12 protein-coding genes are annotated in these 12,524 nt (G+C 64.7%); 9 read left to right on the top strand and 3 right to left on the bottom strand.

The genetic code is table 11. From position 1 onward, the window contains the following. The first annotated feature begins 4 nt into the window (after positions 1 to 4). The 6 genes from flhA to nadA all read left to right on the top strand — a co-directional run bounded on the left by flhA (position 5) and on the right by nadA (position 6,928). Positions 5 to 2,125, top strand: a complete 2,121-nt coding sequence (flhA, locus tag ACFOKF_RS16010) for a flagellar biosynthesis protein FlhA (protein WP_380796897.1) — start codon at positions 5 to 7, stop codon at positions 2,123 to 2,125. Positions 2,126 to 2,139: 14 nt separating this feature from the next. Next, entirely contained in the window at positions 2,140 to 2,871 is a 732-nt protein-coding gene (locus ACFOKF_RS16005) for a sigma-70 family RNA polymerase sigma factor (RefSeq protein WP_380796895.1), read from the top strand. 538 nt (positions 2,872 to 3,409) lie between these two features. Continuing rightward, on the top strand, positions 3,410 to 4,288 hold the full coding sequence (locus tag ACFOKF_RS16000; protein WP_380796894.1) for an MBL fold metallo-hydrolase: 879 nt from the start codon (positions 3,410 to 3,412) through the stop codon (positions 4,286 to 4,288). Further along, positions 4,273 to 4,983 (top strand): DUF4230 domain-containing protein, encoded by a 711-nt coding sequence (locus ACFOKF_RS15995; RefSeq protein ID WP_380796893.1) that lies wholly within the window; start codon positions 4,273 to 4,275, stop codon positions 4,981 to 4,983. Before ACFOKF_RS16000 ends, ACFOKF_RS15995 begins: the two co-directional genes overlap by 16 nt. A 74-nt stretch (positions 4,984 to 5,057) precedes the next feature. Continuing rightward, entirely contained in the window at positions 5,058 to 5,819 is a 762-nt protein-coding gene (locus ACFOKF_RS15990) for a hypothetical protein (protein ID WP_380796892.1), read from the top strand. 131 nt (positions 5,820 to 5,950) lie between these two features. Beyond that, entirely contained in the window at positions 5,951 to 6,928 is a 978-nt protein-coding gene (gene nadA / locus ACFOKF_RS15985; protein ID WP_380797834.1) for a quinolinate synthase NadA, read from the top strand. Between the two features lie 83 nt (positions 6,929 to 7,011). Here the strand turns inward: nadA and ACFOKF_RS15980 are convergent, their stop codons facing one another. Further along, positions 7,012 to 7,230 carry a type II toxin-antitoxin system Phd/YefM family antitoxin gene (locus ACFOKF_RS15980; protein ID WP_380796890.1) on the bottom strand — a complete coding sequence of 73 codons (219 nt, stop codon included), beginning with the start codon at positions 7,228 to 7,230 and terminating at the stop codon, positions 7,012 to 7,014. 22 nt (positions 7,231 to 7,252) lie between these two features. Between ACFOKF_RS15980 and nadC the strand changes: the two genes are divergently transcribed. Next, complete coding sequence (nadC, locus tag ACFOKF_RS15975) at positions 7,253 to 8,116, top strand: carboxylating nicotinate-nucleotide diphosphorylase (RefSeq protein WP_380796888.1); 864 nt, start codon at positions 7,253 to 7,255, stop codon at positions 8,114 to 8,116. Next, a complete protein-coding gene (locus ACFOKF_RS15970; protein ID WP_380796885.1) occupies positions 8,109 to 8,927 on the top strand; it encodes a ribonuclease T2 family protein in 819 nt (272 codons plus the stop codon). The genes nadC and ACFOKF_RS15970 overlap by 8 nt, the downstream gene beginning before the upstream one ends. Here the strand turns inward: ACFOKF_RS15970 and ACFOKF_RS15965 are convergent, their stop codons facing one another. Together ACFOKF_RS15965 and ACFOKF_RS15960 are read right to left on the bottom strand one after the other, a co-directional pair. After that, positions 8,928 to 9,350 (bottom strand): DUF4112 domain-containing protein, encoded by a 423-nt coding sequence (locus ACFOKF_RS15965; protein WP_380796884.1) that lies wholly within the window; start codon positions 9,348 to 9,350, stop codon positions 8,928 to 8,930. It lies immediately after the preceding gene. A gap of 22 nt (positions 9,351 to 9,372) precedes the next feature. Beyond that, positions 9,373 to 10,869, bottom strand: a complete 1,497-nt coding sequence (locus tag ACFOKF_RS15960) for an ABC transporter substrate-binding protein (RefSeq protein ID WP_380796882.1) — start codon at positions 10,867 to 10,869, stop codon at positions 9,373 to 9,375. A 143-nt stretch (positions 10,870 to 11,012) separates the two neighbouring features. Here ACFOKF_RS15960 and ACFOKF_RS15955 point away from each other — a divergent pair, with 143 nt between their 5' ends. Beyond that, positions 11,013 to 12,455, top strand: coding sequence for a porin (locus ACFOKF_RS15955; RefSeq protein WP_380796880.1), 1,443 nt, complete (start codon positions 11,013 to 11,015; stop codon positions 12,453 to 12,455). The last annotated feature ends 69 nt before the right edge of the window (positions 12,456 to 12,524 follow it).

The following is a 12,524-nucleotide window of genomic DNA, read 5'->3' as shown; positions in this document are numbered from 1 at the left end:
CGCAATGTCCCCTGCCCAAGTCAAAGCGAAGATCTGGATGAGCGCCGCCAAGGGGGCTGTGCTGCCCTTTGCGACGCTGATGGTCGTGCTGTTCATGATGGTGCCGGTGCCGGCGGTGATGCTGGACATCGGCTTCATCACCAACATCATGATCAGTCTTGCTGTGCTGATGGTGGCGCTGAACGCCGCCAAGCCGCTCGACTTTTCCAGCTTTCCCACGGTGCTGCTGTTCGCCACGCTGCTGCGTCTGGCGCTCAACGTCGCCTCGACTCGCGTCGTGCTGGTGTCGGGTCATGAAGGGTCGGACGCTGCAGGGCAGGTGATCGAGGCATTTGGTCATTTCCTGATCGGCGGCGACTATGTCGTGGGCATCTTCGTCTTCGCGATCCTGATGATCATCAATCTGGTCGTCATCACCAAGGGCGCGGGCCGCGTGTCCGAAGTCAGCGCGCGCTTCACCCTGGACGCCCTGCCGGGCAAGCAGATGGCGATCGACGCCGACCTCAACGCCGGCCTGCTGACCCCGGAAGAGGCCAAGGTTCGTCGTCAGGAAGTCGCGACCGAGGCGGACTTTTACGGTTCGATGGACGGCGCCAGCAAGTTCGTGAAGGGCGACGCCGTCGCCGGCATCCTGATTCTGGTGATCAACATCATCGGCGGCATCATCCTGGGCGTGGTCAGCCATGGCCTGGCCATTGGCGAAGCTGCGCAGACCTATGTCATATTGGCGATCGGCGACGCGCTGGTCGCGCAAATCCCGGCGCTGCTGCTGTCGATCGCGGCGGCCTCCATCGTCACCCGCGTCAAGAGCGAGGGCGACCTGTCCGGGCAGATCGCGACCCAGTTCGGTGCGGGCAAGGCATGGGTGCCGGTCGCCGCTATCCTGGGCTTCCTGGGCGTGCTGCCCGGCATGCCGCACATGATCATCCTGACCGCAGCCGCCATTGCCGGCGGCATCGCCTGGCAGTTGCGCAAGACCAGCCAGAAGAAGGCCGCCGAACCCGCGCCGCTGCCGCCCGCGCCCAACCCCGCGCTCATCGAATGGGATGATGTGTCGGACGGCGCGATCCTGGGGCTGGAAATCGGCTATGGCCTGATCAGCCTGGTGGACGAGCGCAAGGGCGCGCCGCTGATGGCGCGCATCACCGGCATTCGTCGCCAGCTGTCGAAGGAACTGGGCTTCGTCGTGCCGATGGTGCGGGTGAAGGACAATCTGGCGCTGGAGCCGAATCAGTATCGCATCACCATCGCCGGCGTCGTGGTCGGTGAGGATGAAGTGTGGCCCGACGATCTGCTGGCGCTGGACAGCGGCGCGCTGGAAGGCACGGTGCAGGGCCGTATCGCGAAAGACCCGACCTTTGGTCTGGACGCCGTCTGGATTTCGCAGGCCAAGCGCAGCGAAGCGGTGGTGGCCGGCTATACCGTGGTCGATCCGCCGACGGTGGTGGCAACGCACCTCAACCAGCTGATCGCGATGAACGCGGCCGAAATGTTCGGTCTGGACGAAGCGCGCAAGCTGCTCGACAATCTGAAGGACGCTGCGCCGCAGCTGGTCGAGGGGCTGACGCCGGGGCTGCTGAGCCTCACCCAGATCAGCGCGCTCTGCCGTGCGCTTTTGTCGGAAGGCATTGCGCTCAAGGATTTCCGCCGCATTTGCGAGGCGATGGTCGATGGCGCCCGCCCCGACATGAACATCGAACAGCTGGTGGAGGCGGTGCGCCAGCGCATCGGCGCGCTCATCATTCAGGGCCTTGTCCCGGTGAAGATGCCGCTGCCGGTCATCACGCTGGACGGCGATCTGGAAGCGATGCTGGCGCAGGCGATGCGCGTGGCGGGCGACGCCAAGCATCCGATCGAACCGAGCCTGGCCAATCGCATCGTCGAATCGGTCGTGCAGGCCGCCCGGCCGCTGCTGGGGCAGGCGCGGCCCTTCGCCATCGTCACATCGCCGGTGGCGCGGCGTGCGCTCGCCCGGCTGTTCAAGCCGCATCTGCCCGAAACGCCGGTGCTGTCCTTCCTGGAAATTCCCGACGGTAAGGGAGTGGAAGTAGTTGCCGTGGTAGGCAGCGAACAGCGCCCGACTCCGCGACATGATCCGTTGCCGCAGCGCGAACGAGTGGCCTGAGGAAAGCCTGAGCCATGTATATGAACAAGATTACGGCTGGCGCCGATACCTATGGCAAGCGGGGCGAAAACAGCCCGGAACGGCTGGCGCGCCAATATATGCCGCTGGTGCGCAAGATCGCCTGGCATGTCCATGGCCGCGTATCGACGGCGATCGAGGTCGAGGATCTGTTGCAGATCGGCATGGTCGCGCTGGTCGAGGCCGCCAACAGTTTCGAGGATCGGGGCCTTGGCTTTGCCGCCTATGCCCAGTTGCGGGTGCGCGGCGCGATGATCGACCATCTGCGGCGTCAGGCGACCTTGTGCCGGTCGGCCATGGCCAGGCGCAAGGAACTGGGCAAGGTTCGGGGCGCGCTGGAGCAGAAGCTGGGCCGCCTGCCGACCGAAGCGGAAATGTCGGTCGAAATGGGGCTGGAGCCGGCCGCCTATCGCGAAGTCGCCGACAGCGTCGAGATGGTGCAGCACACCAGCATGGACGAGGTTTATTCCGACCAGTCCATGTGGTTCGCCGATGTCGAGGACCGCGCCGATGACGTGCTGGAGCGCGAATCGCTCAAGAAGGCGCTGGCCGCCTGCATCAGCGAACTCCCGCAGCGCGAAGGGCTGGTGCTGCAACTCTATTTCGTCGAGGAGCTTAATCTGGAGGAAATCGGCCAGACGCTGGATATTGGCGCGGCGCGGGTATGCCAGATCAAGAAAGCGGCGCTGGACAAGCTGCGCGAAAAATTGCGCGACTGGAACGATTGAACGCGCAGGCAATCCGGCGCTTAACTTCGCATATTTCCCGCAAGTTTCGACATTTTGGAACAAGAGCGTGAAATTTTGTTGCGAGATGCTTTGGGTGCTGGAGGGGTGCGGCGCGGACATGCCGCAAGATTAGGAAGGTTGCGCAACATAGGACAGATGATGGCGGGGATGGGTGGTGAGGAGACCGTCCGCTTTTCTTAGCCCTCTCCCGTTCTTCACGGGAGAGGGTTGGGTGAGGGTCTTTCTTCTCGCTGGCGGCAAGCGATTGCCCAGAAAGAAGAAAGACCCTCACCGACTGCGACTAGGCAGCAAGCTGCCAAGTCTCCGTTGCCTCTCCCGCGAAAGCGGGAGAGGGTGAAAGGGATGACCGTAAATGGGCGCTTCAGGACAGTCCCTTTCCGTCATGTGGGGATCGATCCGGCATCCTGTTCTTCTCCAAATGCGGGAAGGAAGCGGGAAAACGCTGCCATGCGCCGCAGGCACTTCGTCGTGTGTCCCGCACTCTTGAAATCCGCCCCGAAATGGGCACATGGGGCATATGCCACCGCCCTTCGACCCGGCCGATCTGCCGACCGGACTCCTGATGCCGCTCAGCCCGCTGGTCGCCCGCGTGCTGGCGCCCAATCCGTCGCCCTTCACCTATACGGGCACGCAAACCTATGTGGTGGGCGGGGACGCGGTTGCGATTATCGACCCCGGCCCGAACGAGACGGCGCATCTGACCGCGCTGGCCGCCGCGATCGCCGGCCGGCCGGTGGTGGCGATCCTCTGCACCCATACCCATCGCGATCATAGCCCGGCCGCCCGGCCGCTGAGCATCCTGACCGGCGCGCCAGTGATCGGCTGCGCGCCGCTGACGCTGGATGATGACGGGCCGCGCGCCGACGCCGCCTTCGATGCGGATTATCGCCCCGATCGGGTGCTGGGCGATGGCGATCAGGTGACGGGACCGGGCTGGACGCTGGAGGCGGTCGCGACGCCGGGCCATACGTCGAACCATCTCTGTTTCGCGCTGCTGGAAGAAAAGGCGCTGTTCACCGGCGATCATGTCATGGGCTGGTCGACCAGCGTGATTTCGCCGCCCGATGGCGACATGACCGCCTATATGGGCTCGATGCAGCGGTTGCTGGAGCGCGACGACGCGCTTTATTATCCCGCCCATGGCGAGCCGATCGAAAATCCGCAGCGTCTGGTGCGCGGCATGATGGGCCATCGCAAGCAGCGCGAAGGGCAGATACTCCGCTTTCTGGAGCGCAATGGCGAAAGCGCCATCCCGGACATGGTGGCCGACATGTATCGCGGCGTCGACCCGCGCCTTTACAGCGCAGCCGGGCGATCGGTGCTGGCGCATCTCATTGATCTGGATGGCCGGGGTCTTGTCGCGCCGGTCGGGGATGAGCGGTGGCGGATGTGCTGAAGCGTTATGGCGCGCCGATTGCGGTTGCGCTGCTGATCCTGATCGTCGGCGCGGCGATGCTGGTGGGCTGGCATCGCTATAATCGCGACTATGTCGTCACGGTCGAGGATGACGGGTCGGCGGTGACGAAGATCATCGCGGAAAAGATCGGCGGGACCAGCGACCTGCGCGTATCGCGGCTGAACGGCACGATCCAGAGCACGGCGCAGGATGTCCGTGGTTTTGGCTGGCTGAAATCGGATCAGGTGGTCAAGATGCCCTATTCGGTCGATTATTTCATCGACCTGTCGGGCCTGTCGCCAAGCGATCTGGAATGGGATGAGAAAGCGCGCACGCTGATCGTCAACGCGCCGGACGTGAAGCCGGACACGCCCAATGTCGATGAGGCGCGCCGCACGCTCGTAAAGACCAGCGGGCTGTTCGTAACGCGCGAGGCGGGCGAGGCATTGAGCCGCAAGGCGTCCGCCCATGCGCAGGCGCGGGCGGAGGCATCGGCCCGGTCGCCCGAACGCATGGCGCAGGCGCGCGAATATGGACGCTCGGCAATCGCCAAGGTCATGGGCGCGCCGCTGGCCGCCATGGGCTTTGGCGACGCGCGGGTGATCGTGACCTTCCCGCCGGAGCGGAAGAATAATAATCGCGATCAATGGGACGTGACGACGCCGATCAACCAAGTGCTTGAAAAGCATCGCTGATAGAAAATCCTGCCTGAATTGACGCTTTCCTGCCGGAAATATATTTTCCGGCGATAGCAAATTGAGGGGGTGATATGGCGATGCAGGGGCAGGCGGCGACGCTTTTCGAGCGGGAGCATCGTTTCTTCTTTGCCACCGCCTGCCTGATGGCGCTGGTGCTGGTGGCGGGATTTTCGACCAATATTCTGCTTGGCCGGTCGACCTTTGCGGTGCCGCCGATCTTCCATCTTCATGCCTTTGTCTTCTTTGGTTGGGTGGTGCTTTATCTGGCGCAGACCGGGCTGGTCGCGAGCGGCTCCATGGCGCTGCACCGGCGGCTGGGCTGGCTGGCGCTGGGCTGGGTGCCGGCGATGCTCATATTGGGCATAACGATATTGCTGACTATCTTGCGCAGGACGGGCGGCCCTTTCTTCTTTGCGAAGAATGAATTTCTGTTCGGCAATATGATGGGGCTGGCGACCTTTGCCGGGACGGTTCTTTGGGCGATCAGCCTGCGGCGGCGGACGGACTGGCACCGGCGGCTGATGCTGGGCGCGATGGCGGGGCTGACCGGGCCGGGCTTTGGCCGGTTGCTGCCCGTGCCGCTGATGATGCCATGGGCCTGGTGGGTGTCGGCGGTGCTGTTTCCAGCCCTGTTCATCGTGGCGGGCATGGTCGCCGACCGGCGCCGGCTGGGCCGGGTGCATCCGGCCTATTGGTGGGGGATGGCGCTGCTGGTCGGGGGGCAATTGGTGGCGCAGGCGATCGCCTATAGCCCCGTGGGCTATGCCGTGACGGAAGCGGTGACCGCCGGAACGCCCGGCACGGCGCGGCCGATGCAGGCGCAATGGCCTTAGAAATGCGCCTTTGGCGCATTTTCCAAACAGACTCTTCGCGCCCCTGATTCCCTTGATCCTGAACCATTGCCCGACTATCTGCCGCCGCAGGGTAGTAATCGGAGACTGACGACGTGGATGCACGCGGTGGCATGGGCGGCAGCTTGCAGGGGCTGGACCTGCGGGCGGAGATTGATCGGCTGCGCAAGGAGCGCAATGCGGTAATCCTGGGCCATTATTATCAGTCGCCCGAAATTCAGGATCTGTCCGATTTCGTCGGTGACAGTCTGGAGCTGTCGCGCAAGGCGGCGGAGACGGATGCGGACGTGATCGCTTTTTGCGGCGTGCGCTTCATGGCGGAGACGGCGAAGATATTGTCGCCGCAGAAGATCGTCGTGCTGCCGGACATGGATGCGGGCTGTAGCCTTGAGGACAGTTGCCCGCCCGCCCAGTTCAAGGCGTTCCGCGAAGCGCATCCCGATCATATTGCGCTGAGCTACATCAATTGTTCGGCCGAGGTGAAGGCGCTGTCCGACATCATCGTGACGTCGTCGTCCGCCGAGAAAATCCTGGCGCAGATCCCCAAGGATCAGAAGATCATCTTTGGTCCCGACAAGCATCTGGGCGGCTACCTCAAGCGCAAGCTGGGCCGCGACATGCTGTTGTGGCCGGGCGTGTGCATCGTGCATGAGGCGTTCAGCGAAACCGAATTGCTGAAGCTGAAGGCCGTGCACCCCGACGCGCCGATCGCCGCGCATCCCGAATGTCCGCCCTATATCGTCGACCATGCCGATTATGTCGGATCGACCAGCGGCATCCTGGACTTTGCCAAGACCATGCCCGGCGACACGCTGATCGTGGCGACCGAACCGCATATCATCCACCAGATGCAGAAAAGCGTGCCGGACAAGAATTTCATCGGCGCGCCGGGGGCTGACGGCAACTGCAACTGCAATATCTGCCCCTATATGGCGCTCAACACGATGGAGAAGCTGTATCTGTCGCTGCGCGACCTGACGCCGCGCATCGAGATGGACGAGGGCCTGCGCGTCGCGGCGAAGAAGAGCCTGGACAAGATGCTGGAAATGGCCAGCGGTACGGTGGGGCAGGGGGATGTCGGGGCGCGCTGAAGCGCGGCATTTTCTATCTCCATTCGCCCTGAGCCTGTCGAAGGGCCGTACTTCCCTAAAAACAGGACGGGGCTTCGACAGGCTCAGCCCGAACGGGGTTGTGGGGGCTGCTCGGTAGTGAGAGGCACCATCTTTGCGTAGGGCTTGCCATCGCGCATGATGATAATCTCCTCGCCGTCGCGCGCGCGGACGAGGAACTTGGACCATTGGGCTTTGGCCTGTTGTTCCGTGACTGTCAGCATGGTGAAAAGCTGCGCTTCATGCAGGCCCACGTCAATCCGAAAGCGGTTGCGGCTGGCCATGGGGCGCGGCTAGAGAGGCACCATGACCTTCTCCCCCCCCGTTTTCAGTCTGGCCGGTTTCGATCTCGACGCCTTCGTCGCCGCCACCCTTGCCGAAGATCTTGGCCCCGATGGCCGTGACGTTACCAGCGAGGCGGTGATTCCGGCCAATGCGGTGTTCGACGGGGTGATGGACAGTCGCGATGCGGTGACGCTGGCGGGATTGCCGATTGCGGTCGCTTTCTTCCGGGCGCTCGATCCCGATGTAGAGATCGAACTGCTGCATCAGGATGGCGATCGGGTCGCGGCGGGGACCGACCTCATGCGCATTCGCGGCAAGGCGCGGGCGATGCTGACGGCGGAGCGATCGGCGCTCAACACGGTGCAGCATCTGACCGGCATCGCCACCATGACGCGCGCCTATGTCGATGCGATCCTGGGTACGGGCGCGACGCTGCTGGATACGCGCAAGACCATCCCCGGCCTGCGCGTCCTGGAGAAATACGCCACGCGCATGGGCGGGGCGACCAATCATCGCATGGGCCTGTGGGATGCGGCGATGATCAAGGATAATCATGTCGCCGTCGCCGGATCGGTCGAGGAAGCGGTGCGCCGCGCTGTGGCCGCCGGGGTGGAGCGCATCATCGTGGAGGTCGACCGGGTCGACCAGATCGAACCGGCGCTGGCCGCCGGGGCGACCCATTTGCTGCTGGACAATATGGACGCGCCGACGCTGCGCGGGGCGGTGACGCTGATCGGCGGGCGGGTGCCGACGGAAAGTTCGGGCGGGGTCACGCTGGACACGATCCGCGCCAAGGCGGAAACGGGCGTCACCTATATCAGCGTCGGTCGCCTGACCCAATCCGCCCCTGCCGCCGACATTGGACTGGATTTCGCCTATGCATAAGCTGATTTTCGCGCTTCTTCTGGCCGGTATGCCCGGCACGGCGCTGGCGCAGGCCGCCTATTGCAGCCCGCCCAGCCAGCCGGCGCGGCCCGAACCCGAACTGCCCAGCGACAAGGAGCCAAAGCGCGCCTTGCCGATCGGCAGCTATACGCTGGCGATCAGCTGGTCGCCGCAATTTTGCGCGAGCGCCAAGGGGCCGCAGAACAGCGTTCAGTGCGGCGGGCGGAACGGCAAGTTCGGCTTTACCCTGCATGGCCTGTGGCCCGACGGCTATGGCAAGGAATGGCCGCAATATTGCCGGCCGACGGACATCGTGCCGCGCGCGGTGATCCGCCAGAATATGTGCGCCACGCCATCGGCGCAGCTGATCCAGCATGAATGGGCCAAGCATGGCACCTGCATGGCGACCAAGCCGGAGCTGTATTTCAACCTGTCGCGCGCTTTCTATGAATCGCTGCGCTATCCTGACATGGCGGCGCTGTCGCGGCGCAAGACGCTGACCGCCGGCCAGTTTGCCGAAGCCTTTGCCCAGGCGAACAAGGGGATGAAGGCGGACATGATGCGCGTCACCACGACGCGCGACAATATGCTGAGCGAAGTGTGGCTGTGCATGGATCGCCAGCTGGAGTTCGCCCGCTGCCCCGCGCATCAGGGTGGCGCGCCTGACAGCGCCTATGTGAAGATCGCGCCGGGGCCCAATATCCTGAACCCGCGCCGCCCGGTGCCGCCGCCGGCCAACCCGACCAAGCGGCCGGGGCTGATCCTGGACCTTGATCCCAACGCCCAGCCGCCGGCCGAACCGCGCCGCTGATCAGGCGTCGATCGTCACCGTCGAGGGATGGTGGCGATCGAGATGCTTGCGGATGATGCGCAGATTTTTCGTGTTCGACTTATAGAGAAAGTCGAACAGGTCGCCGGCAAAGGGGATGGCGCCGATCAGCGTGTCGACCCCGACATTGGCGGCCATGCGGGTAATCTGCCATTTCGACATGCCGAGATTGCGCGCTTCCCACACGATCCATGCGCCCATCGCGGCGGTGGCGATGTCGCCCACCACCGGCACCAGCCCGACCAGACTGTCCAGGCCCACGCGGCGGTTGGTGCCGGGAATAACGAACAGCCCTTCCAGCACGGCCTCCATCGCCTCGATACGGCGCCGCACCGATGCCGGATCGCGGCCGAAGCCGGGCATGTCGCGGACGATGCGGTCGAACTGATCCTGTGAAACGGCCATCTGCCTCTTCTCCTTGAGAGGCTTAGTTGGTGCTGCGGAACAGATGATTCAATGGATGGCGCGCACGCGCCGATGGCAGGAATCCGGTGAGCCGCTTCGACACCAGCGACCAGCGCACCGGCGCGCCCAGCGCGATATAGCCATTATGCGCCACCATCAGCGCTTCGGCGGCGGCGATGCGGGCGGCGCGTTCTTGCGCGGAGGAGGAGAGGCTGGCCGCCTGCAACTGAATATCGGCCTGATCGCTGCAATGGATTTTGCGCGCGCAACCCACCCGGCCCAGATACCAGAGCGCGCTGTCATAGGCCGCAACCTCGTCGATCAGGCGCAGGTCGGCCTCCGCCGTCATGGCGACCCGCTGCGTCGGCAGGCCGATCGCGCCCAGGTCGCGGCGCAGCATGGCGAACAGCAATGTCGCGCCCGGCCCCTTGGGCAAAGCGATGCGCAGCGGCGGCGGCGGGCCATTGTCCGCGCGCCAGCGGGTGACGCTGGCGCTGGCCTGCGCGCGCCGCTGGTCCAGCGGCATCGCCGTCCAGTCGGGCTGGGTCGGCGGTCGGCCCAGATCCATCTGATCGGGCAGGATGCGTTCGCTGGTGGCCCATCCGCCCAGCGGGAACAACACCGGCAACTGGCTGCGGTCGATCGCCATGTTGATCGCCGCGCGGATGGCGTCATCGTCCAGCAACTTGCCGCTGCCCGTCACGCCCAGCCCCAGCAGCCCCTGCACCGGATCGATGCGCACATTGTCCCGGTCGATCCCCGCCGGCACCAGCAGGGGCAGGTCGCTAAAACGGCCGCCCAGCACCAGCGCGGCGTCGCGCTCGCGGAAGCGGATGATGGCCAGCGCCGCGCGTTCGGCGCGCAGCACGCGGGTCTGCCAGGGCGGGATGGGCTGATCCTCGCCCCCATCATCGCCGCTGCTGCGATCGATGGGGGTCAGGAACAGCGCGCCGCCCTGCGCCCGGCGGCGATAGGGGCCAGTGCCGCCGTCGCGCGACAGCACCGCCATTTGCGGCTGGGCCAGCATCTGGAGCACGAAGGGGCGGGGCGCGGCCATGCGGATTTCGATGACTTCGCCCGTCATCGGCACCACCGCCTGCACCGCGTCCAGCGGTCCGTCCGGGTCCAGCCGGCGCAGCGATTCGATCCGCGCCATCAGCATGCGGGCGACATCGGGCGCGGTGACGCGCGTGCCATTGGCCCAAAAGGCGCGGCGCAGGCGGAAAATATAGCTGCGCCCGTCATCCTGCACGATCCAGCGCTGGGCCAGCGCGGGCAGGATTTCGCCGCTGGCGTCGAACGCGACCAGCCCTTGTGCGGTCGATTCCAAAATCAGCTTGGCGCCGGGGTCGGGCAGATATTGCAGCGGTTTCGCAAAATCGTCGCGACCGCCCACTACACTCACCACGACTGGCCCACGTCCTTCGTCGGAACAGCCCCCGGCCAGCAGCATCAGCCCGGCGCCGGCGATCAGCGCGGCGCGACGACGGAAGCGGGAAAGGCGGGGCGTGGCGAACATGCTGGCCAAAGGCTTAGCCCGCCCGGCCCGCATCGCCAACCACGGATCGGATCAAAAGCGATTGTCACAAAAACGACATGCAACAGACGCCGGGATGTAACGTAAAATTCATACGGGCGTCCCGAACAGGGAAAGAGATTGTGATGACGCTCCGATGGAAACTGGCTGCTGGTACGGCGATAGCGATGGTGATGGCGTCCACGCCCGCCGCCGCGCAGGCGCCCGACAATGCGGCCCTTCAGCGCCAGATCGACGAACTCAAGGCGCAGGTGCAGGCGCTGACTGCCGCGCTGGCCGCCAACAAGCCTGCGCAGCCGGTCGCCGTCGCGCCGGCTTCTCCCGAAACGGCCGGGTCCGCGCCGGTTGCGCTGGCCGCTGCCGCCGCTCCGCCGCCCGCCGCCATCCCGGCATCGGCTGCGCCGTCCAAATCCAAAGCCTGGTATGAAAAGCTGTCGCTGCGCGGTTACACGCAAATGCGGTATAACGCGTTCCTGTCCGGGGACGACAGCGCGCCTTCGGGACAGTCCCGCCTGCGATCGGTGCATGACAGCTCGATTTCGGATCGCGGCAGCTTCTCGCTGCGCCGCGCGCGGCTGGTGCTTCAGGGCGATGTGTCCGACCGGGTGTCGCTCTATCTCCAGTCCGATTTCGCGTCGGCCGTCAATAATCAGGCGGGCAGCGAACGGCGCGAAGGCTTCGTCCAGTTGCGCGACGCCTATGCCGATGTCTTCCTCGACAAGGCGAAGAGCGTGCGGCTTCGCTTCGGCCAGTCGAAGGTGCCCTTTGGCTGGGAGAATATGCAATCCTCGTCCAATCGCCTGACGCTGGACCGCAGCGATGCGATCAACAGCGCGGTGCCCAGCGAGCGCGATCTGGGCATCGTCGCCTATTATACGCCGCCATCGGTGCAGAAAATCTGGAACCGGCTGGGGCATGACGGGCAGAAGCTGTTCGGCAATTATGGCGCGTTCGGGGTCGGCGTGTTCAACGGGCAGGGCACCAACCGGACCGAACAGAATCGCGGGCTGATGAAGGTCGCCTTCGCGACCTGGCCGTTCGAGCTGGACGGGCTGGGCGATGCTTTTGAAGGACAGGTGTTCGAAATCGGCGGATCGGCGATGATGAACGATGTGCAGCCCGAAGTGCGCAGCGGCGGGGTCAGCACCATCGCCTATGACGATAATCGCGCCGGCATCCACGCCATCCTCTATCCCCAGCCCTTTGGCATCCAGGCCGAATGGAATTGGGGCAAGGGGCCGGAGTTCGACCTGGGCAGCCAGTCGATCGAAACGAAGAGGTTGCGCGGCGGCTATGTGCAGATGATGTACCGCCTGCCCACCGATGACAGCATCGGCGCGCTGATGCCCTATGGCCGCTGGCAACATTATCGCGGCGGGTGGAAAGCGGGCACCAATGCGCCCCGTCTGGAAACCGACGAGTTCGAACTGGGCGTCGAATGGCAGCCATGGAAGGCGCTGGAATTCACGCTCGCCTATGCCCGCATGAAGCGCGCCGAGGCCGATGAACGCCGCACGGGGCGGGCGGAAGGCAATCTGATCCGCACGCAGGTGCAGTGGAATTATTGACGGGCGAGAGGGGCGTCGTCGTCAGTATGTCGGCAATGGGTGGATGGGAGACTGGCTGCTTTTCTTAGC

Origin of the sequence: Sphingobium rhizovicinum (assembly GCF_042647625.1) — a bacterium.
GTDB lineage: Bacteria > Pseudomonadota > Alphaproteobacteria > Sphingomonadales > Sphingomonadaceae > Sphingobium > Sphingobium rhizovicinum.
Note: the sequence above shows the minus strand (reverse complement) of the source record. Positions and strands in the feature narration are given on the sequence as shown.

Bases quoted from the DNA above. Each gene is read 5' to 3' on its own strand.
- flhA (WP_380796897.1), top strand. From the start codon at position 5: ATGTCCCCTGCCCAAGTCAAAGCGAAGATCTGGATGAGCGCCGCCAAG.
- ACFOKF_RS16005 (WP_380796895.1), top strand. From the start codon at position 2,140: ATGTATATGAACAAGATTACGGCTGGCGCCGATACCTATGGCAAGCGG.
- ACFOKF_RS16000 (WP_380796894.1), top strand. From the start codon at position 3,410: ATGCCACCGCCCTTCGACCCGGCCGATCTGCCGACCGGACTCCTGATG.
- ACFOKF_RS15990 (WP_380796892.1), top strand. From the start codon at position 5,058: ATGGCGATGCAGGGGCAGGCGGCGACGCTTTTCGAGCGGGAGCATCGT.
- nadA (WP_380797834.1), top strand. From the start codon at position 5,951: ATGGGCGGCAGCTTGCAGGGGCTGGACCTGCGGGCGGAGATTGATCGG.
- ACFOKF_RS15980 (WP_380796890.1), bottom strand. From the start codon at position 7,230: ATGGCCAGCCGCAACCGCTTTCGGATTGACGTGGGCCTGCATGAAGCG.
- nadC (WP_380796888.1), top strand. From the start codon at position 7,253: ATGACCTTCTCCCCCCCCGTTTTCAGTCTGGCCGGTTTCGATCTCGAC.
- ACFOKF_RS15970 (WP_380796885.1), top strand. From the start codon at position 8,109: ATGCATAAGCTGATTTTCGCGCTTCTTCTGGCCGGTATGCCCGGCACG.
- ACFOKF_RS15965 (WP_380796884.1), bottom strand. From the start codon at position 9,350: ATGGCCGTTTCACAGGATCAGTTCGACCGCATCGTCCGCGACATGCCC.
- ACFOKF_RS15960 (WP_380796882.1), bottom strand. From the start codon at position 10,869: ATGTTCGCCACGCCCCGCCTTTCCCGCTTCCGTCGTCGCGCCGCGCTG.
- ACFOKF_RS15955 (WP_380796880.1), top strand. From the start codon at position 11,013: ATGACGCTCCGATGGAAACTGGCTGCTGGTACGGCGATAGCGATGGTG.